This window comes from Burkholderia sp. AU32262, assembly GCF_020419985.1.
In the GTDB taxonomy this organism is placed as follows: Bacteria; Pseudomonadota; Gammaproteobacteria; order Burkholderiales; family Burkholderiaceae; genus Burkholderia; species Burkholderia semiarida.
In genome coordinates, this window is the sequence record NZ_JAIZRS010000032.1 from 35,118 (window position 1) to 55,453 (window position 20,336).

18 protein-coding genes and 1 tRNA gene are annotated in these 20,336 nt (G+C 68.1%); 12 read left to right on the forward strand and 7 right to left on the reverse strand.

Annotated features, from left to right (window positions below; translation table 11 throughout):
- Positions 1–7 precede the first annotated feature (7 nt).
- A complete protein-coding gene (locus tag LGN10_RS28795) occupies positions 8–823 on the reverse strand; it encodes an alpha/beta fold hydrolase (RefSeq protein ID WP_226225809.1) in 816 nt (271 codons plus the stop codon).
- A gap of 81 nt (positions 824–904) precedes the next feature.
- Between LGN10_RS28795 and LGN10_RS28800 the strand changes: the two genes are divergently transcribed.
- Positions 905–1,519 (forward strand): CGNR zinc finger domain-containing protein, encoded by a 615-nt coding sequence (locus LGN10_RS28800; RefSeq protein ID WP_226225810.1) that lies wholly within the window; start codon positions 905–907, stop codon positions 1,517–1,519.
- Between the two features lie 39 nt (positions 1,520–1,558).
- On the opposite strand, the gene LGN10_RS28805 is transcribed toward LGN10_RS28800, so the two are convergent.
- Both LGN10_RS28805 and LGN10_RS28810 read right to left on the reverse strand, forming a co-directional pair.
- On the reverse strand, positions 1,559–2,611 hold the full coding sequence (locus LGN10_RS28805; RefSeq protein ID WP_060010897.1) for a DUF3592 domain-containing protein: 1,053 nt from the start codon (positions 2,609–2,611) through the stop codon (positions 1,559–1,561).
- Positions 2,612–2,786: 175 nt separating this feature from the next.
- Positions 2,787–2,862: transfer RNA gene (locus LGN10_RS28810), tRNA-Lys, on the reverse strand.
- A gap of 190 nt (positions 2,863–3,052) precedes the next feature.
- On the opposite strand from LGN10_RS28810, the gene LGN10_RS28815 reads away from it, so the two are divergent.
- Positions 3,053–3,457 (forward strand): PaaI family thioesterase, encoded by a 405-nt coding sequence (locus tag LGN10_RS28815; RefSeq protein ID WP_027785770.1) that lies wholly within the window; start codon positions 3,053–3,055, stop codon positions 3,455–3,457.
- A gap of 8 nt (positions 3,458–3,465) precedes the next feature.
- Positions 3,466–4,332, forward strand: coding sequence for a patatin-like phospholipase family protein (locus LGN10_RS28820; RefSeq protein ID WP_059646058.1), 867 nt, complete (start codon positions 3,466–3,468; stop codon positions 4,330–4,332).
- A 48-nt stretch (positions 4,333–4,380) separates the two neighbouring features.
- Here the strand turns inward: LGN10_RS28820 and LGN10_RS28825 are convergent, their stop codons facing one another.
- Positions 4,381–5,394, reverse strand: coding sequence for a D-2-hydroxyacid dehydrogenase family protein (locus LGN10_RS28825; RefSeq protein WP_059573604.1), 1,014 nt, complete (start codon positions 5,392–5,394; stop codon positions 4,381–4,383).
- Positions 5,395–5,821: 427 nt separating this feature from the next.
- Here LGN10_RS28825 and LGN10_RS28830 point away from each other — a divergent pair, with 427 nt between their 5' ends.
- Positions 5,822–6,871, forward strand: coding sequence for a LysR family transcriptional regulator (locus tag LGN10_RS28830; RefSeq protein ID WP_059573605.1), 1,050 nt, complete (start codon positions 5,822–5,824; stop codon positions 6,869–6,871).
- A gap of 127 nt (positions 6,872–6,998) precedes the next feature.
- Here LGN10_RS28830 and LGN10_RS28835 read toward each other — a convergent pair whose 3' ends face one another.
- The 3 genes from LGN10_RS28835 to dprA form a co-directional block, all read right to left on the reverse strand.
- A complete protein-coding gene (locus LGN10_RS28835; protein WP_226225811.1) occupies positions 6,999–9,596 on the reverse strand; it encodes a DNA topoisomerase III in 2,598 nt (865 codons plus the stop codon).
- A gap of 193 nt (positions 9,597–9,789) precedes the next feature.
- Positions 9,790–10,170: a thioredoxin family protein gene (locus LGN10_RS28840; protein WP_226225812.1), complete on the reverse strand. Its 381-nt coding sequence runs from the start codon at positions 10,168–10,170 to the stop codon at positions 9,790–9,792.
- A 36-nt stretch (positions 10,171–10,206) separates the two neighbouring features.
- On the reverse strand, positions 10,207–11,520 hold the full coding sequence (dprA, locus tag LGN10_RS28845; protein WP_226225813.1) for a DNA-processing protein DprA: 1,314 nt from the start codon (positions 11,518–11,520) through the stop codon (positions 10,207–10,209).
- A gap of 192 nt (positions 11,521–11,712) precedes the next feature.
- Between dprA and def the strand changes: the two genes are divergently transcribed.
- The 8 genes from def to esaR all read left to right on the forward strand — a co-directional run bounded on the left by def (position 11,713) and on the right by esaR (position 20,281).
- Positions 11,713–12,216 (forward strand): peptide deformylase, encoded by a 504-nt coding sequence (def, locus tag LGN10_RS28850; protein WP_059573609.1) that lies wholly within the window; start codon positions 11,713–11,715, stop codon positions 12,214–12,216.
- Positions 12,217–12,250: 34 nt separating this feature from the next.
- On the forward strand, positions 12,251–13,243 hold the full coding sequence (gene fmt, locus LGN10_RS28855) for a methionyl-tRNA formyltransferase (RefSeq protein ID WP_060010902.1): 993 nt from the start codon (positions 12,251–12,253) through the stop codon (positions 13,241–13,243).
- Between the two features lie 120 nt (positions 13,244–13,363).
- Positions 13,364–14,005 carry a LysE family translocator gene (locus LGN10_RS28860; protein ID WP_226225814.1) on the forward strand — a complete coding sequence of 214 codons (642 nt, stop codon included), beginning with the start codon at positions 13,364–13,366 and terminating at the stop codon, positions 14,003–14,005.
- Between the two features lie 100 nt (positions 14,006–14,105).
- Entirely contained in the window at positions 14,106–14,963 is an 858-nt protein-coding gene (htpX, locus tag LGN10_RS28865) for a zinc metalloprotease HtpX (RefSeq protein ID WP_006485774.1), read from the forward strand.
- A 233-nt stretch (positions 14,964–15,196) separates the two neighbouring features.
- Positions 15,197–16,588, forward strand: coding sequence for a 16S rRNA (cytosine(967)-C(5))-methyltransferase RsmB (rsmB, locus tag LGN10_RS28870; RefSeq protein ID WP_124863328.1), 1,392 nt, complete (start codon positions 15,197–15,199; stop codon positions 16,586–16,588).
- Positions 16,585–17,175, forward strand: a complete 591-nt coding sequence (locus LGN10_RS28875) for a DUF4390 domain-containing protein (RefSeq protein ID WP_124658801.1) — start codon at positions 16,585–16,587, stop codon at positions 17,173–17,175. Before rsmB ends, LGN10_RS28875 begins: the two co-directional genes overlap by 4 nt.
- The gene (gene esaS / locus LGN10_RS28880) at positions 17,165–19,579 is read left to right on the forward strand and encodes a sensor histidine kinase EsaS (RefSeq protein WP_059573612.1); all 2,415 of its coding nucleotides are present in this window, start codon (positions 17,165–17,167) and stop codon (positions 19,577–19,579) included. Before LGN10_RS28875 ends, esaS begins: the two co-directional genes overlap by 11 nt.
- Positions 19,580–20,281 carry a response regulator transcription factor EsaR gene (gene esaR / locus LGN10_RS28885; protein WP_226225816.1) on the forward strand — a complete coding sequence of 234 codons (702 nt, stop codon included), beginning with the start codon at positions 19,580–19,582 and terminating at the stop codon, positions 20,279–20,281.
- Positions 20,282–20,336: the final 55 nt, after the last annotated feature.

The window sequence follows — 20,336 nt, forward strand, 5'->3', positions numbered from 1 at the left end:
CTGGCGGTCAGCGTGGCGCGTGCGCGTCGAGCACCGCGGCGACGATCGCCTCCGGCGCATCTTCCTGAACCAGATGGCCCGCGTGCGGGACGCGGATCAGCTTGCCGTTCGCGACGCGATCGGCGAGCGCCTGCCCTTGCTCGAGCGGAATCCATGCGTCGTCCTCGCCCCACACGATGCGCACCGGAAAGTCCGGCGGCGCGTAGCGGGCTTCCGCTTCCTCGATGTAGCGCTGGCGCATCTGCGCGATCTGGCGATAGAACGCCGCCTGGCCGGCCGGCGTGAGCCACGGTGCACGGTAGATCGACAGTGCTTCGTCGCTCAGCGGTCGCGCGACCGCCTGGCCGATATAGGCCGACACGAGCGCATGGTGCGCGTACGCGGGCAGGCCGGTGAACGCGGCTTCGTGCTGCGCGACGTGACGCACGAACGGCGACCCTTGCGGCGCGATCGCGACCGGGTTCACGAGCGTGAGATCCGCATACGCGATGCCGTCGAGAAAGTGCGCGCGCAGCACCGTGGCGCCGCCGTAGTCGTGCGCGAGCACACGCGGCCGCGCGAGTGTCCATTCGTTCAGCAGTGCGCCGAACAGCGCGTTCTGGCGGCCGAGCGACACGTCCGCGTCCGGCATGTCGGACTGGCCATAGCCGAGCAGGTCGTAGACATACACGCGATGGCGCCGCGCGAGCCACGGCGCGATCCGGCGCCATACCTGCGACGAAAACGGCGTGCCGTGCACGAGCACGAGCGGCGGGCCTTCGCCGAGCGTACCCCATGCAATCCGGTGGCCTTCGAAATCGAAGCGGTTCGGAAGTGCGAGCATCGGCTTCTCCGTGCTAACCTGTTTTGGTTGTTAACAGGTTACGCCGGATTTTCCGGATATGAAACCGATAGGTGAAAATAAATGGTTACTCGATCCGACCCGGCGCGGCACGGGCACGAATGGCGCGCGGCCGATTTCGTCGGCGGCCATCCGGCGCTCGACTTCCTCAACACGGTGGCCGACACGGGCAAGACGCGCGACGAGGACAAGCTCGTCGACTGGCCGGCCGTGCGTGCGTGGGCCGGGAAAGCGGGGTTGCTGGCGCCCGACGATCTGGCGCGGCTGCTGCGTCATCCGCGCCAGGATGGCCCCGAGGAGCTGGCGGCGCTGCACCGCTTTCGCGACGACGCGTACGCCGCGATCGTGCACCTGACGGCCGCGGGCGGCGGCGGCGCGGGCGCGCGCGCTGCCGACCGGCTTGCGCTGGCGATCCGCGAGGCGATCGGGCGGAGTGCGTTCGATGCGGTTGGCGGCCGCTTCGCGTGGCGACCGGACGCGCGCGCTGCGTCGCGCTGGATCGATGCGGCTGCGCTCGGTTTCGAGGATCTGATGCGCAGCGACGATTTCGCGCGCGTGCGGCAATGCGGCCGGTGTACGTGGTTCTTCGTCGATCGCGGCCGCGGCGTGGGGCGGCGGTGGTGCGACATGCGCACGTGCGGGAACCGCGCGAAGGTGGAGGCGTTCAGGGAGCGGTGACGCGCGGCGCGGCGGTTGCCGCACCGCGCCGCGCGTGGGTCATCGAGCGGCCTCGGCTTCGTGCGGCCGATGGTCGGGCCATAACGTCGCGGCGGCGAACAGCCCGGCCGCCAGGAATGGCGCGCCGATCGCGAACAGGATGGCCGTGAGGCCCCAGCGATCCCAGAAGCGATCGACGAGCGCACGCTCGGGCGTGACGGGATCGTACAGCACGTCGACCGCATCGCCTTTGTGGAGGCCCGGAGGCGACGCCGCGGAGCCCTGGGCGAATGTGATCAGCCGCCCGCTGTCGGTCGTGAACGCGACGATGGCCGAATACAGCGACGTGCGCGACCGCGACGGCCGCCCGTTTTTCGCGATCTCGACCACATGGCCGGTCGAACGCGCATAGTGGTGGACGATTTGCCACTGACGCAGCCCGGCCGCGCCGGCGCCGGCGAGGAAACCCGTGCCGATCGCGATCGGAATCAGCGCGATCGCGACATCCCAGCGGCGCCGTGCCGGCTTGCGTTCGACGTGGCGCGGCGCCGGGCCCGACTGCCGGCGGCGTCGCTCGCCCGCGAGCAGCAGGCCGCCGATGGCGAACGACGCGACGGCGAGCAGCGCCGGCACGGCCACCGGAAGCCAGCGTTGCGCAAAATCGTCGATCAGCGCGGGGCGCTCCGGGTGGTCGGGGTCGAGCAGGATGTCGACGTTCTCGCCGATGTCGTACGCGGGCACCGCGGATGCAGTATTGCCGGCGACTTCGCGGCGCCGGCCGTCGTTCGCGAGATACGCGACGATCGGCCGGTACGCGCGCATTGCATCGCTGTCCTGGACGATGCGCACGACCGTGCCCGGCGCGCGGACCAAGCGGTCGGGTTCCCGGCCGGCCGTGACGGCGAGCACGCCGGCCAGCACGAACAGCACGACACCGATCATCAGTGCGACCAGCGCGTCCTTACCCGGCATGACGCGATCCGGTTCGGGCGTCGCGCGGATCGGGGCCGGTCCGGGTGAGCGGCCCATCGCGACGGACAGGCCGATATCGGCGCAACCATGCCCTCTGAATGGTCGCGTCTCGTTCACATGCTTCCATGTCTGACGTCCCATGTTCTCTCAGTGCCGGCGGGCAAATGACGAACCCCGCGCCGGTCGTGTGATATTTGTCGGACGATTCTAGCGGAAACGATGCGCGACGGGCGTGCGGCGGCGTACCGCGAAAGGCGCGCGGCGCGCCAAAACGAAAAAGGCCGGTCAGCTTTCGCTGACCGGCCTTTGAAATTCCTGGTGGGGCGTGAGTGACTCGAACACTCGACCTACGGATTAAGAGTCCGCTGCTCTACCAACTGAGCTAACGCCCCCAACAGAAGAAAGATTATGCCGGGGTTTTCGGGACATGGCAAGCCCTTTCTGCGAATTTCCCGAAAATATTTCGTCACGCCGGCGGCGGTTGCCGGCGCGGTAACGAGCGGTCGCAGTTTGCGCGCTCCCGGTATGATGACGCCACACGCGTTGCGCGACGGTCGCGCAACGTTTTCTGGACATTCGAAGATGGACGAAAACGCAGTCCGCGAATTGCTGGATCGCCTGCTGGCCCCGTGGGTCCGCTCGCTGGGTCTGGTCCCCGTGTCGATCGGCGACGACAGCGTCACGTTGCGCCTGCCGTTTTCCGGCGAGTTCCGCCATTCGGGCGGCGTGATCTGCGGCCAGGTGTTCACGGCGGCCGCCGACACCGCGATGGTGGTCGCGATCTCGGCTGCGCTCGGCGAATTCCGGCCGATGACGACGGTGTCGCTGAACACGAACTTCATGCGTCCCGTGCGCAAGGGCGACGTGCTCGTCACCGCGCGCGTGCTGCGGATGGGTCGCAACCTCGTGTTCGGCGAAGTCGAGCTGTTCGACGAGGACGGCAAGATGGCCGTCCACGCGACGTCGACCTACGCGCTCGTCAGCTGAGCGGCGCGATGTTCGACCAGATCGTCTTTGCGGGCGGCGGCAATCGCTGCTGGTGGCAGGCCGGCTTCTGGGACGTCGCGCAGCCGGCCCTCGGCCTGCGCCCGCGCGTGATCACCGGCATCTCGGCCGGCGCGGCGACCGCCTGCATGCTGTATACACGCGACGCCGCATGGGTGATGCGCTATTACGAGGAGGCGCTGCGCCACAACCGGAAGAATGCGTACTGGGGCAACCTGTTCGGGCGCGAGCCGGTGTTTCCGCATTACCGGATCTATCGTCAGGCGCTGCTCGACATCTACGGCGAACCGTTCGCGAAGCTCGCCGCGGCGCCGGAAATCCGCATCGGCGTGTCGCACGTGCCGCGCTGGCTCGGTGCGCGCAGCGCGGTCGCGGCCGGCCTCGTCGCGTACAACATCGAGAAGTACGTGCGCAAGACGCTGCACCCGACGCTCGGGCGCACGCTCGGCTTTCGGCCCGAATTCGTGCGCGCGCAGGCCTGCGCGCACGTCGACGAACTCGCCGACCTGATCCTCCAGTCGTCCTGCACGCCGCCGTTCACGCCGGTGCTGCGGCGCGGCGGCCGGCCGGTGCTCGACGGCGGGATGGTCGACAACGTGCCGGTCGATGCGCTCGATTCGTCTCCGGGCGACGTGCTGGTGCTCGTCACGCGGCTGTATCCGCGTCCGCAGATGTTCACGGTCGCGCATGGCGACCAGCGGCGGCTGTACGTGCAGCCGTCGAGCAAGGTGCCGATTTCGAGCTGGGATTACACGAGCCCGTCGCAGATGCGGCATGCGTACGATCTCGGGCGGCGCGACGGCGAGCACTTCCTCACGCGCGTCGACGCGATGACGGGTGGCCGCGTGGCCGCCTGACGACGGGAATCGGGCAACGGGGCCACGCGACGCGCGCGGCCCGCGCGATCAGCGCTTGCGGATCGGCGTCAGCGCTTCGGGGTTGGCGACGCTCGACATGTCGCCGTCGTCGAACGCGAGAATGTTGCGGAATGCGGCACTGAAATACAGTTCGTAGCTTTCGCGTTCGACGTAGCCGATGTGCGGCGTGCAGATCACGTTTTCCATCCGCAGCAGGCTGTAGCCCTGCAGGATCGGCTCGCTTTCGAACACGTCGATCGCGACCATCCCCGGCCGGTTGTGCGACAGCGCGTTGACGAGCGCGTTTTCCTCGAGCAGCTCGGCGCGGCTCGTGTTGACGAGCAGCGACGTCGGCTTCATCCGCATCAGGTCTTCCTGCTTCACGATCCCGCGCGTGTCGTCGTGCAGGCGCAGATGCAGCGACAGCACGTCGCTCTGCTCGAACAGCGCTTCGCGGCTCTCGGCGGCCGTGTAGCCGTCGGCGCGCGCGGCCTCGAGCGAATGCTCGCGGCCCCAGATCAGCACGTTCATCCCGAACGCCTTGCCGTAACCGGCGACGAGCCGGCCGATCTTGCCGTAGCCCCAGATGCCGAGCGTCTGGCCGCGCAGCACCTGGCCGAGGCCGAAGTTCGGCGGCAGCGCCGACGTCTTCAGGCCCGACTGCTGCCAGGCGCCCTGCTTCAGGTTCGCGACGTACTGCGGAATGCGGCGCTGGGCGGCCATCACGAGCGCCCAGGTCAGCTCGGCCGGCGCGACCGGCGAACCGGTGCCTTCGAGCACCGCGATGCCGCGGTCGGTACACGCGTCGAGATCGATGTGGCTCGACACGCGGCCGGTCTGGCTGATCATGCGCAGGTTCGGCAGCTTCGAGAGCAACTGCGAGGTAATCGGGGTCCGTTCACGAATCAGCACGAGCGCCTCGACTTCCGCCAGACGGCTGGCGAGCTGTCCCAGGCCGCGCACCGTATTGTTGAAGACCTTTACGTCGTGGCCGGCGAGCATCTCGAAGCAGTTCAGTTTGCGGACGGCGTCCTGGTAGTCGTCGAGGATGGCAATTTTCATGGTGAACGGGGTGTCGCGCGTTGAAAGCGGGCACGGGCGGCGGCGCATCCTGCGCACCTGTTCCGCCCGGCCGGGGCCGACATGATGCTACGCCGGCGGCCTTCGTGGGGTCTTTTTAACAGGTTGTTACGCTCCGCCGCAATGGGCGCCAGCCACCCCCACGCCGCTCGCGCGCCGTGCGCAAGGGTGCGCTGTTGTGTCGCATCAAACACGTCCTTCCTGATTCGGCCGCTTACTCGACGAGGTTCACCCAATTGTTGCTCGCAGCAGAATAATTGGATCAACTATCCGCGGAAGGCGAGGATTTTTGACTATTTTTATCGTCAACCGGCCGGTTGTTGAGCAACTCTGCATCATTTCCGCTGTCGTAGGAGAATTACGCATTTGCTTCATCTTTTTGAAGTTGTAACAGCGGCAGGAGTCGTTTATGGATCATTTGCAGTCGATGCGCGTGTTCGTCAAGGTTGCAGATCTCGGCAGTTTCGCGCGGGCCGCGAGCGCAATGGATATCTCCAACGCGGTCGCGACGCGCCACGTCGCCGATCTGGAAGGCCGGCTCGGCACGCGTTTGCTTAACCGCACCACGCGCAGCCTCTCCCTGACGGAGTCGGGTCAGGTCTATCTGGAGCGTGCCCGCCAGATCCTCGACGAGCTCGAGGACGTCGAGCAGATGGTCGTCGCGCGCAATCACGAGCCGGTCGGCACGCTGCGCATCGTGGCGCCGGTCGTGTTCGGCCTGCACAACCTCGCCCCCGTGCTGCAGTCGTACACGGAGAATTTCCCGAAGGTGGTGCCGGATCTCACGCTGGTCGACCGGCAGGTCGATCTCGTCGAGGAAGGCTTCGACGTCGGCATCGTCGTCACGCGCCAGATGCGCAGCGCGAGCATCGTCACGCGGCGCCTGACCACCGGCTGCATGACCGTGTGCGCGACGCCCAGCTATCTGGAGAAGCACGGCGTGCCGACGCATCCGGAACAGCTCGCCGAGCACCCGGCGTTGAGCCTGCCGACCGAATACTGGGGCGACGAGCGCGTGTTCACGGGGCCGGACGGCGAAGTGCGCGTGCGCCCGACCAACGTGATCGTCGCGAACAACACCGCGATGCTGCGCCAGTTCGCGTTGCTCGGGATGGGCGTCGCGATCCTGCCGAGCTACCTGATCGGCAGCGACATCGCGCGCGGCGCGCTCGTGCGGCTGCTGCCGGATTTCCGGCTGCCGCAGGTCGAGATCAACATCGCCTACCCGAGCCGGCGCCATCTGCCGGCGAAGGTGCGTACGTTCATCGATCATCTCGTCGAGCATTTCAGTCACTCGACCGACGCGACGATGGGCGAGCAATGGGCCGCGCAGGGCGCGACGCCGCCGCCGATCGGCGTCGAGATGCGTGCCGAGCAGCCCGAGACGACCGATCCGAACCTGCAACCGCGTCTTGCGCGCTCGCCGCGCACGCGCGTGGCGATGCCGTCGCCGCTGTAACGGCCCGGCGCCCGCCCGGTAGCAAGACGGCCGGCACGAAGAAAAAACGCGGATCGATCGATCCGCGTTTTTTATGGGTGCGCGCCGGAGCCGGACGCGCCGCAAGCGGCGCGCGGCGGCCGGGCCGTCACGAACCCGTTTTGCGCGCCGTCGTCTTGCGTGCGGCGGTCTTGCGGGCCGGCGCCGGTTTCTCTTCGGCGCCTTCGGTCACGGTTTCGGCATCCTTCGTCGCCGATTTGGCCGTCTTCTTCGCGGCGGCCGCCTTCGGCTCCTTCTTCTCGAACTCGAAGCCGATCTTGCCGTCCGGCTGCTTCACGAGGAACGCCTTGAAGTTGCGGCCGGTACGCGACGACTTGAAGTTCGGCAGCAGGTCCGTGCGGCCGTCGGCCAGCAGCTTGCCCATCTGCTCGCGCGTGATTTCCTGCTGCAGGATCACCTTGCCCGAGCGGAAGTCGCAAGTCTTCGGGTTCGCCACCGAGTGCCCGCACACGTAGCTCATCCCGTGTTCGAACACGCGGCCCTTGCACTTCGGGCATGCGCCGACCGGTTCCTGCGCGGAGAAGTCGGGCGCTTCGCCTTCCTCGCCGCCCTGGTCCTGGCCGAAATCGAACTCGAGCTTGTAGTTCTTCGTCTCGTCGTCGAACGACAGCTTCAGGATTGCCGAGAACGGGCGGCCCATCTTGCTGCGGAACCCGGACAGCGGCCCGATTTCCTTCTTCTGCAGCAATTCCTCGACTTCCGGGATCTCGAACTGCCGGCTGCCCGGGATCTTCGAGATCGAGAAGTCGCACTTCGTGCACGCGAAGCGGCGATAGTTTTCCTTCACCTGGCCGCCGCAGTTCGGGCACGGCGTCTGAAGGGTCGCGTAGTCGCCGGGGATCGTGTCGGAATCGTATTCCTTCGCGCGCTTGACGATCTGCTGCGTCATGCGGGCGATTTCCTGCATGAACGCGTCGCGCCCGAGATTGCCGCGCTCCATCTGCGACAGCTTGTATTCCCATTCGCCGGTGAGCTCGGGCGCGGTGAGTTCCTTCACGCCGAGGCCGCGCAGCAGCGTCATCAGCTGGAACGCCTTCGCGGTCGGGATCAGTTCGCGGCCCTCGCGCAGCAGGTACTTCTCGCCGAGCAGGCCTTCGATGATCGCCGCGCGCGTCGCCGGCGTGCCGAGACCCTTCGCGGCCATCGCCTCGCGCAGCTCGTCGTCCTCGACCAGCTTGCCCGCGCCTTCCATCGCGGACAGCAGCGTCGCTTCCGAGTAGCGTGCGGGCGGCTTCGTCACGAGCGCGACGGCGGCGATTTCGTCCGTCTTCACCTTCTCGTCCTTCTGCACCGGCACGAGGTTCGCGTCGGCGCCTTCGGCGTCGCGGCCGTACACCTGCAGCCAGCCCGGCTCGACGAGCACCTTGCCTTCGGTCTTGAAGTGGTGGCCCGCGACTTCGGTGATCCGCGTGGTCACGCGGAATTCGGCCGCCGGGAAGAACACCGCGAGGAAGCGCTTCACGACCATGTCGTACAGCTTCTGCTCCGGCTCGGACAGCGACTTCGGCGCCTGCAGCGTCGGGATGATGGCAAAGTGGTCGCTGATCTTCGAGTTGTCGAAGATCCGCTTGTTCGGCTTCACCCAGCCCTTGTCGAGCACCTGCTTCGCATGCGGCAGATAGTTGTGGCTCTCCTTGAGCATCTCGAGCGTGGACTGGACCGTCGAAAGATAGTCTTCCGGCAGCGCGCGCGCATCGGTACGCGGATAGGTCAGCACCTTGTGCTTTTCGTACAGCGCCTGGGCGAGGCCGAGCGTATTTTTCGCGGAGAAGCCGAAGCGGCTGTTCGCCTCGCGCTGCAGGCTCGTCAGGTCGAACAGGAGCGGCGAGAGTTGCGTCGACGGCTTCGATTCCTCGGACACCGTGCCGATCTGGTCGCGGCAGGCGGCGACGATCGTTTCGGCGGCCGGCAGGCTCCAGAGGCGGGAGTCACGCTTTTCCGGATCGAATTCGTCGCGCTTGAATTTCGGGTCGAACCACTTGCCTTCGTAGAAGCCGCCCGCGCACGCGAATTCGGCCTTCACTTCCCAGTAGTCGCGCGGGACGAAGCGGCGGATTTTCTCTTCACGTTCGACGACGATCGACAACGTTGGCGTCTGAACGCGGCCGACGGTGGTCAGGAAGAAGCCGCCGCCCTTGCTGTTGAACGCGGTCATCGCGCGCGTGCCGTTGATCCCGACGAGCCAGTCGGCTTCCGAGCGGCAGCGTGCGGCGTCGGCGAGCGGCTGCATGTCCGAGTCGCTGCGCAGGTTCGCGAAACCGTCGCGGATCGCCTGCGGCGTCATCGATTGCAGCCACAGACGCTGGACCGGCTGCTTCGCCTTCGCGTGCTGCGCGATCAGGCGGAAAATCAGCTCGCCTTCGCGCCCCGCGTCACATGCGTTGATCAGGCGGTCGACGTCCTTGCGCTTCATCAGCTTCGTGAGCACCTTGAGGCGCGACTCGCTTTTTGCGATCGGGTTCAGGTCGAAATGCGGGGGAATGACGGGCAGATGCGCGAAGCTCCATTTCCCGCGCTTGACCTCGTACTCCTCCGGGGCGGCGATTTCCAGCAGGTGGCCGACAGCGGACGAAAGGACGTAATCGTCGCTCTCGTAATACTCGTCATGCTTGGTAAAGCCGCCCAAAGCGCGTGCGATGTCGTTCGCGACAGAAGGCTTTTCCGCAATGATCAGTGCTTTGGACATGACAGGTGTGTGTTGGTAGACCGGGTTCGCCGGCGTGGGTCCCTTTTACGACCGCTTTATAGCACACGCGGCAGCGACGGCGGCTCGGCGTGTAAAAAGCGGCTCATCATAGAGGGGGGCCGCAACGGCGGCAAGCGTTCGGCGCGGCGCAGCGCGCGAACCTGCGCGAAACCTGCCGCGCCGGCCCGCGAATTCAGGCTTCGACGGTCAGGACGTCGCGCAATTTCGGTGCGTGCGGCGCACCGGGCACCGCGCTCAGGTCGGACAGCATGCGCTCCACGATCGCCGCGTGCGGGAGTACCGTGCCGAAGAAGCGCGCGGTGTGGGCATCCTCGATCAGGATGGTCGGGAAGTTCTCGACGTCGAGATCGTCGAGCCGGTCGGCATGGGTTTCGATGTCGATCCAGGCGAAGCAGGCATCCGGATGCGCGTCGGCGAGCTGGTCGAAGGCGGTCCGGTAGTCGCGGCACGTGCCGCACCACTCGGCGCACAGGCAGGCGACCAGCAACGTGCCGGGATCGACGAGGCGCTCGGCGATCCGATCTGCGTCGGTGTCGAGATTCAGCGCGGGCATGGCATTCCTTGGGTAGCGTCGGCGGCCGGGCCGCCCCTATGGCGGGGAATGTAGCACGCCCCGCGCGGACGGGGTGGGCGCCGCGTCAAGCCGCGCGAACCGTCCGCCGGCGACGCTTGCGACGCGGCCGGCCAGTTCCAGCGCGAGCAGCGCGCCATGCAGCACGTCGTCGGACAGGCCGCTGTGCTCGGCCAGCCATTCGTACGTCACGGGGCCGTATCCCAGGGCAGCGAGCACCGCCTGTTCCGATGGGGTAACCGGTGACGCGGCTTCGGTCCGGAGCGACGCGGCGGCCGCGACGGCGCGATTCGCCGGCGCGCCGCCGGCCGTTTCGGGCTCGCCGCTTTCGCCGGCGTTCGGGCCCGGGTGGCCGGCCCGCACCGTGCCGGCTCGTGCTTGCGCCGCCGGCTCGCCCAGCCCGTATTCCTCGAGCACGTCGAACGGCGCCGCGGTGAGCTTCGCGCCGTCGCGGATCAGCGCGTGGCAGCCCTGCGCGAGCGGGGCGTGGATCGAACCGGGCATCGCGAACACATCGCGCCCCAATTCGTTCGCGAGCCGCGCGGTGATCAGCGAGCCCGAGCGCGGGGCGGCCTCGACGACGAGCACGCCGAGCGCGAGCGCGGCGATCAGCCGGTTGCGCTGGGGAAAATGCGCGGCGCGGGCCGGCGTGCCGAGCGGCCATTCCGACACGATCGCGCCGTGCGCGGCGATCTCGTGGGCGAGCGCGCGGTGCCGCGCCGGATAGACGAGATCGGCGCCGGTCGCGATCACCGCGACCGTGCCCGAGCGGCCGTCGAGCCCGCCACGATGCGCGGCGCCGTCGATGCCGAGCGCAAGGCCCGACACGATCGTGAGGCCCGCGTCGGACAGCCCGCGTGCGAAATGCGTGGCGTCGGCGAGCCCCTGCGGCGTCGCGTGGCGGCTGCCGACCACGGCGAGGCCGCGGGCGTGCAGCAGATCGAGCCGCCCCTTTACATATAGCAGCGGCGGCGGATCGTGCAGATCGCGCAGCCGCGGCGGGTAGGCCGGATCGCTCAGCGTGACGAGCACGTTGCCCGGCCCGTCGAGCCAGGCGAGTGCGGCGTCGGTGCGCGTATCGAGATCGTCGCGCTCGCTCGCGCGCACGGCGTGCGCGGCGGCGGGGCTGGCCACGGTGGCGATTGCCCCGCCGGACGCGCGCAGCAACGCCGCCGGCGAGCCGAAGGCGGCAAGTAAAATCTGCAGCACGGCGGGCGGGAGGCCGGGCGCATGCGCGAGCTGCAGCCAGGCGCGCAGCGCGGCGGGCGTCAGCGCTTGCGGCGACATGAGACGGCCCTCGAATGCGGCGGCCAGCGCAGCGCGTGACGCCATGATAAAATTTTCATCATCCGAAATACTCGACAGGGCCGTGCGCGCAGGCGCCCGGCCGATTGCAGGAGGCGCGATCCGCGGCATTGATATGCCACGCATCCGCCTCATCTTCATTGCATCGCGGCGGCGGCGCCAGCCGGCCGGATGGCCGATGCGGCGCGCCGCCCCATCGAATACCGAACACCGAACACCATGGCTTTGCTCAATATTCTTCATTACCCCGACAAGCGGCTGCACAAGGTCGCGAAGCCCGTCGACAAGGTCGACGACCGGATCCGCAAGCTCGTCGCCGACATGGCCGAGACCATGTACGCGGCGCCCGGCATCGGCCTGGCGGCCACGCAGGTCGACGTGCACGAGCGCGTGATCGTGATCGACGTCTCCGAGGAGAAGAACGAACTGCGCGCGTTCATCAACCCGGAAATCGTGTGGTCGAGCGACGCGAAGCAGACCTATGAAGAAGGCTGCCTGTCGGTGCCCGGCATCTACGACGAGGTCGAGCGGCCCGACCACGTGCGCGTGCGCGCGCTCAACGAGCACGGCGAGGCATTCGAGCTCGACTGCGAAGGGCTGCTCGCCGTGTGCGTCCAGCACGAGATGGATCACCTGATGGGCCGCGTGTTCGTCGAATACCTGTCGCCGCTCAAGCAGACGCGTATCAAGACGAAGATGAAGAAACTCGAACGCGCGATGTGATGCGCGCACGCCCAGCCCGACCCCGAACGCTGTCATGACCCATACGTTGCGCGTGATTTTTGCCGGCACGCCGGAATTCGCCGCGGCTGCCCTTGCCGCGATCCACGAGGCCGGTTTCCCGGTGCCGCTCGTGCTCACCCAGCCCGATCGCCCGGCCGGCCGTGGGATGAAGCTCCAGGCGAGCGCCGTGAAGCGCTACGCCGTCGAGCACGGGATGACCGTCGCGCAGCCGCCGTCGCTGCGCCGCGCGGGCAAGTACCCGGCGGAGGCGGCCGACGCGATCGAGCTGCTGCGCGCGACGCCGCACGACGTGATGGTGGTGGCCGCGTACGGCCTGCTGCTGCCGCAGGAAGTGCTCGACATCCCGCGCGCCGGCTGCATCAACATTCACGCGTCGCTGCTGCCGCGCTGGCGCGGCGCCGCGCCGATCCATCGCGCGATCGAGGCCGGCGACGCCGAGACGGGCGTCACGCTGATGCAGATGGACGCCGGCCTCGACACCGGCGCGATGATCGACGAGGCGCGCACGGCGATCGCGCCCGACGATACGACCGCGACGCTGCACGACCGTCTCGCCGCCGACGGCGCGCGGCTGATCGTCGACGCGCTCGTGCGGCTCGAGCGCGACGGCACGCTGCCGGCGACGCCGCAGCCGGCCGACGGCGTGACCTACGCGGAAAAGATCGGCAAGCACGAAGCGGCGCTCGACTGGCGCAAGCCGGCCGACGTGCTCGCACGCCAGGTGCGGGCGTTCGATCCGTTCCCGGGCGGCGTCGCGACGCTCGACGGTGCGGCCATCAAGCTGTGGGCGGCCGAGCCCATGGCGGCGCGCGGCACGATTGCCGACGCGGCGCCCGGCACGATCGTCGAAGCCGCGCCGGAAGGCGTGGTGGTTGCATGCGGCAGCGGCGCGCTGCGCGTGACCCAGTTGCAGAAGCCGGGCGGCAAGCGGCTGCCCGCGCGCGAATTCCTCGCCGGTTCGCCGCTCGCCGCCGGGCAGCGTTTCGCGCTGCCCGACGCTGACTGACACGGCCCGAGCGCCATTCGACCCGGTCTGCCGGACCGGCGCAACTGGCCGGATGGCCGAGTCGCGCGGTGCGGCAGGCGCGCGTAGAATTTCCCTGCGCTTTCCGGTTTCGAGGTCTTCATGTTCGGCATCACCCATTTCGGCTTCTTCGTGTTCGCGGTTTTCCTGCTGAACATCACGCCCGGCCCCGACACGGCCTACATCGTCGGCCGCAGCGTCGCGCAGGGGCGCGGCGCGGGGCTGATGTCGGCGTTCGGCATTTCGGCCGGCTGCTGCGTCCACGCCCTTGCGTGCGCATTCGGGCTGACCGCGCTGCTGGCGGCGTCGGCAGCCGCGTTCACGGTGATCAAGCTGGTCGGCGCCGCGTACCTGATCTATCTCGGCGTGCGGATGGTCATCGCGAAGCCGGCCGCCGGGCCGTCGGGCGCGGAAGCCGCGCAGGTCCCGGCCGCCAGGCCGCTGCGCCAGTTGTTCATGCAGGGCTTCTGGACCAACGTGCTCAATCCGAAAGTCGTGCTGTTCTTCGTGTCGTTCTTCCCGCAGTTCGTATCGGCCGACAGTCCGCACAAGGCATGGGCGTTCCTGACCCTCGGCGCGGTGTTCGTCGCGATGAGCACGGTCTGGACGAGCCTGGTCGCGTGGGTGGCGGGCAGCGTCACGCAGCGCTTTTCCGGCAAGCCGGGCGTCAAGAAGTGGCTCGATCGCACGGTCGGCAGCGCTTTCGTCGGGCTCGGCCTGCGTCTTGCCGCTTCGCAACGCTGAGATTGAATTTTTCCGGCGAGACCTTATCTAACAAATCGCTTACAATTTTCCGCCGTGCGCTGTGAAGCGCGGCGGGTCCCCTGACGGATAAGGAGTGGGTATGTTCAATTGGGTCAAAACGGCGATGCTGATGGCCGCGATCACGGCCCTGTTCATCGTGATCGGCGGGATGATCGGCGGCTCGCGCGGCATGACGATCGCGCTGCTGTTCGCGCTCGGCATGAATTTCTTCTCGTACTGGTTCTCGGACAAGATGGTGCTGCGCATGTACAACGCGCAGGAAGTCGACGAGAACACGGCGCCGCAGTTCTACCGGATGGTGCGCGAGCTGGCCACGCGCGCGAACCTGCCGATGCCGCGCGTCTACCTGATCAACGAGGACGCGCCGAACGCGTTCGCGACGGGCCGCAACCCCGAGCACGCGGCGGTCGCCGCGACGACGGGCATCCTGCGCGTGCTGTCGGAGCGCGAGATGCGCGGCGTGATGGCGCACGAGCTCGCGCACGTGAAGCACCGCGACATCCTGATCTCGACGATCACGGCGACGATGGCGGGTGCGATCTCGGCACTCGCGAATTTCGCGATGTTCTTTGGCGGGCGCGACGAGAACGGCCGGCCGGCCAACCCGATCGCGGGTATCGCGGTCGCGCTGCTCGCGCCGATCGCAGGCGCGTTGATCCAGATGGCGATTTCGCGGGCGCGCGAGTTCGAGGCCGACCGCGGCGGCGCGCAGATTTCCGGCGATCCGCAGTCGCTCGCCACCGCGCTCGACAAGATCCATCGCTATGCGGCGGGCATCCCGTTCCAGGCAGCCGAGGCGCATCCTGCCACCGCGCAGATGATGATCATGAATCCGCTGCACGGCGGCGGCCTGCAGAACCTGTTCTCGACGCACCCGGCCACCGAGGAGCGCATCGCGCGCCTGATGGAGATGGCGCGCACCGGCCGCTTCGATTGACCTCCGGCATACCGCGCGGCCGTTGCCGCGCGGAGGCCGCCCCGCCACCCCGCATGCTCCGCGCTGCGGGGTGTTTCATTTGCGTGCGCCGTAAAGGGGCCAAAGGGGCGGCATGGCCGCACGCTACAATGCGCGGTTTGGGATCGCCAGGCCATCCGGCGGCTGCGATCCCGCCGTTTGCCGCATTTGTTTGCCGCAGCTGATTGCCGCGCCTGTTTGCCGATTCCGCACCGATGACACGACCCCGTTCTTCCGCTTCGACTCCTTCCGGCCGCCCGGCGCGCCTGGCCGCGCTGCATCTGGCGCCCGATTCGCTCGGCTTCGCGCTCGACGCGGCTGCGCAGGCGGTCGATGCGGTGCGGCGCGGCACCGCGTTGCCGGCAGCGCTGTCGGCGGTGTTCGCGCAGATGCCGTCCGGTGCGCAGGCGCTCGCGCGCGGCGCGACGCAGGACGTCGCCTACCGGACGATGCGTCGCCTCGGCAGCGCGGACTGGCTGATCGGCCGGTTCGTCAGCAAGGCGCCGCCCGCGCACGTACACGCGGTGCTCGCCGGCGCGTTCGCGCTGCTGCTCGACCCGGCGGACGAGGCCGCGTACCCGGCGTTCACGGTGGTCGATCAGGCCGTCACCGTCATCGGTGCGCGGCGCGAATTCGCATTCGCGAAGGGGATGGTCAACGCGGTGCTGCGCCGTTTCCTGCGCGAGCGCGACGCGCTCGTCGCGGCGATGCAGGACGACCCGGTCGCGCGCTGGAACTACCGCGCATGGTGGGTCGATGCGGTGAAGCGCGCATGGCCCGACGCGTGGCAGGCGATTCTCGCGGCCGGCGAGCGTCAGGGGCCGCTGACGCTGCGCGTGAATGCGCGCCGCGCGAGCATCGACGCGTATCTCGACACGCTGCGCGCGAGCGGGATCGACGCGACCGCGATCGGCCGGCACGCGGTGCGGCTTGCGTCGGCGCTGCCGGTGGATCGCATTCCGGGATTCGCCGACGGCGTGGTGTCGGTGCAGGACGCCGGCGCGCAACTCGCGGCCGAATGGCTTGGCGCGCGCGACGGCATGCGCGTGCTCGACGCATGCGCGGCGCCCGGCGGCAAGACGGGCCATATTCTCGAACTCGCGGACGCGGAAGTCGTGGCGCTCGAAAGCGACGCGACGCGCGCGGCGCGCATCGGCGAGAATCTCGTGCGGCTGTCGCTCGCGGCGGAGGTGCGCGTCGGCGACGCGGGCGCGCCGGACGCGTGGTACGACGGGCGCCCGTTCGATCGCATCCTGGCCGACGTGCCGTGCTCGGCGTCCGGCATCGTGCGGCGGCACCCCGACATCCGCTGGCTGCGCCGCGAGGCCGATATCCCGGCGCTGGTCGCGGAGCAGCGCCGCATCCTGTCGGCGCTGTGGCCGCTCGTGAAGCCGGGCGGCGAACTGCTGTACGTGACCTGTTCGATCTTCCCCGAAGAAGGCGAATTGCAGGCCCGCTGGTTTGAAGCGGCCTGTGAAGATGCGGTACGATTGGACGCCCCCGGCCAGCTGCTGCCGGGTGGCGCGCACGGACGGGCGGCCGCCGGCGCACTCGACCAGAACACCGATCACGACGGATTTTTCTACGCGCGGTTTCAGAAACGGTGACGATCAAACACCTTTTTCCCTTTCGGCTCGCGGCCGTCTTGTTGGTTGCGTTGACGCTATGCCTGGCCATCGTCCGGCCGGTGCATGCCGAATCGATCGCCGTGCAGCGCGCGTCGCTCCAGGCCGACGGAAGCGGCTGGAGCCTCGATGCGCGTTTCGACTTCGAGCTGAATCCGAATCTGGAGGATGCCGTCAACAAGGGCATCCCGCTCTACTTCACGACCGACTTCGAGCTGAGCCGCGCGCGCTGGTACTGGTTCGACGAGCAGCCGGTGTCCGTCACGCAGACGATCCGCCTGTCGTTCCAGCCGCTCACGCGCGAGTATCGCGTGTCGACGGGCGGCCTGCAGCTCGGCTTCCCGTCGCTGAAGGATGCGCTCGCGGTCGTCCGGCACATCACGTCGTGGCACGTGATCGATCGCAACCAGGTGCGCGCGGGCGAAACCTACACGGCATCGGTGCGGATGCAGCTCGATACGGCGCTGATGCCGAAGCCGTTCCAGGTCGATGCCGTGAACAACCGCGACTGGACGCTCGGGTCGGACTGGAAGCGTTTCAACTTCACGGTGACCGAACGTGCTAAATAAAGTACGCCGCGCGGCCAGCGGGAAGAGCCTCCTCGTCCGCGTGATCGTCTCGACCGTCGCGCTGACCGCGCTGCTGCTGCTCGTGCTGCTCGCGGCCGCGAGCGCGAACACCGAATTCTTCGACCGCTACTACTCGTGGCTGTACGCGACCAACATCGTCGTCGCGCTCGTGTTCCTGCTCGTGGTGCTCGGGCTGATCGGGATGATCGTCGCGCGCCTGAGGAAGGGCAAGTTCGGCACGCGGCTGCTCGCGAAGCTCGCGGTGTTCTTCGCGCTCGTCGGCGTGGTGCCGGGCGGGATCATCTACATCGTGTCGTACCAGTTCGTGTCGCGCAGTATCGAGTCGTGGTTCGACGTGAACGTCGAGACGGCGCTGACGGCCGGCCTGAACCTCGGCCGCGGGATGCTCGATGCGTCGCTGTCCGATCTGCAGACGAAGGCGCGGCTGATGTCCGACCAGCTCGCGAGCGTCGACGCGAACACGAACGGCACGACGCTCACGCTGCTGCGGCTGCGCGACCAGTTCGGCGTGCAGGACGCGACGATCGTCGAGCCGAGCCGCGGCGGCTCCGGCGCGGCGCCCGACCTGCACATCGTCGCGCAGGCGTCCGGCAATTTCGCGGCGCTGATTCCGGACGACCTGCCGACGCCGCTGATGCTGAGCCAGGCGCGCGAACATGGTGCGTATGCGGCGATCGAGGGCGAAGTCGACGGCGACCCGCGCGCGCACGGCGCGAAGGGCGCGCTGCGGCTGCGCGTCGTGCGGCCGATTCCCGATGCGACGACGTCGCTGCTGCAGCCGGCGGAGCGGTTCCTGCAGCTCACGCAGCCGGTGCCGCCCGGGCTCGCGCACAACGCGGACGCCGTGCAGCGCGCGTACCGCGAGTACCAGGAAAAGTCGCTCGGCCGCACCGGCCTGCGCAAGATGTACATCGGCACGCTGACGCTCGCGCTGTTCCTCGCGACCTTCATCGCGATGATGCTCGCGCTCGCGCTCGGCCAGCAGCTCGCGCGGCCGCTGTTCCTGCTCGCGCAGGGCACGAAGGAGATCACGGAAGGCGACTACACGCCGAAGCGCGAGATCAAGACGCGCGACGAGCTCGGCTTCCTCACGCAGTCGTTCAACGCGATGACGCGCCAGTTGTCCGAGGCGCGGCTCGCGGTCGAGAAGAACCGCATCGCGCTCGAGCATTCGAAGACGTATCTCGAGAGCATCCTCGCGAACCTGACGGCCGGCGTGTTCGTGCTCGACCGCCAGTTCCGGTTGACGACGGCCAATCGCGGTGCCGAGCGGATCTTCCGGCAGCCGTTCAACACGCTGATCGGCACGACGCTCGACCGGATCGGCGTGGCCGCCGGGTTCGGCGCGATGGTGCGCAAGGCGTTCGCCGATCGCGAGGCGGCGTCCGACGGCGGCAGCGGCGATCGCGGTCACTGGCAGCAGCAGTTCGCGATCGAGGTGCCGGGCGAAACCGATCCGCTGACGCTGCTCGTGCGCGGCACGCGGCTCGTGTCGACGGTCGAGGGGCAGGCCGACGATCCGCAGACGTCCGGTTACGTCGTCGTGTTCGACGACATCTCCGACGTGATTTCCGCGCAGCGGTCGGTCGCGTGGGGCGAGGTCGCGCGGCGGCTCGCGCACGAGATCAAGAATCCGCTGACGCCGATCCAGCTGTCGGCCGAGCGGCTGCAGATGAAGCTGTCGGACAAGCTCGCGCCGTCCGACGCGGACGTGCTCAAGCGCGGCGCGACGATGATCGTGAACCAGGTGGCCGCGATGAAGCGGATGGTCGACGATTTCCGCGAATACGCGCGCACGCCGCCGGCTGTGCTCGCGAACCTGCAGTTGAACGATCTGGCGAGCGAGGTGCTCGGGCTGTACGGCGTCGGCGAGGGCAAGAGCCCGATCGTCGCCGAGCTCGCGCCGTCGCTGCCGGTGATTCGCGGCGACGCGACGCAATTGCGCCAGGTGATTCACAACCTGCTGCAGAATGCGCAGGATTCGGTCGCGGAGTCCGCGCATCCGCGTGTGTTGATCGAAACCAAGACAGTAGAATATGGCGACCCCGACGCCGAAGGCAAAACGCGCGTCGCGGTACGTCTGACCGTGTCCGACAACGGGCCCGGTTTTCCGGCACGCATCCTGACCCGCGCGTTCGAGCCTTACGTGACGACGAAGGCGAAGGGCACGGGGCTCGGGCTGGCCACGGTCAAGAAAATCGTTGACGAGCACGGCGCGCGGATCGATCTGCGCAATCGCATGCACGGCGAGACCGTCGAGGGTGCGCAGGTGTCGATTCTCTTCCTGCAGATGGCGAGCGATACGCCAGGCGCCGAACCGGGCGCGCAGGACGGGGCGACGCCCGCCAAGACAAAAGCAAGTGAGCAGACAAAGGCAGCGTAAATGGCAACCATCCTGGTGGTAGATGATGAAATGGGCATCCGGGAATTGCTCTCGGAGATCCTCAGCGATGAAGGACATGTCGTCGAGGCGGCGGAGAACGCGCAGGCCGCGCGGGAATACCGGCTGAAGCAGGCGCCCGATCTCGTGCTGCTCGATATCTGGATGCCCGATACCGACGGCGTCACGCTGCTCAAGGAATGGGCGGCGCAGGGGCTGCTGACGATGCCCGTGATCATGATGTCCGGGCACGCGACGATCGATACGGCCGTCGAGGCGACGAAGATCGGCGCGCTCGATTTCCTCGAGAAACCGATCGCGCTGCAGAAGCTGCTGAAGTCGGTCGAGCATGGTCTCGCACGCGGCGCGGCGCCCGTATCCGCGAATGCGGCGGCGAAGGCGGGCGGCGGCCAGCCCGCAGGCCCGGCGGCGGTCGCGTCCGCGGCGGCGCTGCCGACGCTCGGCGACGACATGGCGTCGGCGCTCGGCCTCGCGGGCCAGACGGCCGCGATCCCGTTCGACATCCCGCTGCGCGAAGCGCGCGATGCGTTCGAGCGCGCGTACTTCGAATATCACCTCGCGCGCGAGAACGGCAGCATGGCACGCGTCGCGGAGAAGACGGGCCTCGAGCGCACGCACCTGTATCGCAAGCTCAAGCAGCTCGGCGTCGAGCTCGGCAAGAAGCCGCCCGAAGGCGCGCTGTAAAATTTTTTGCGAAAGCACTTGCTCAGGGGTGAATAGCTCGATATACTTTCATTCT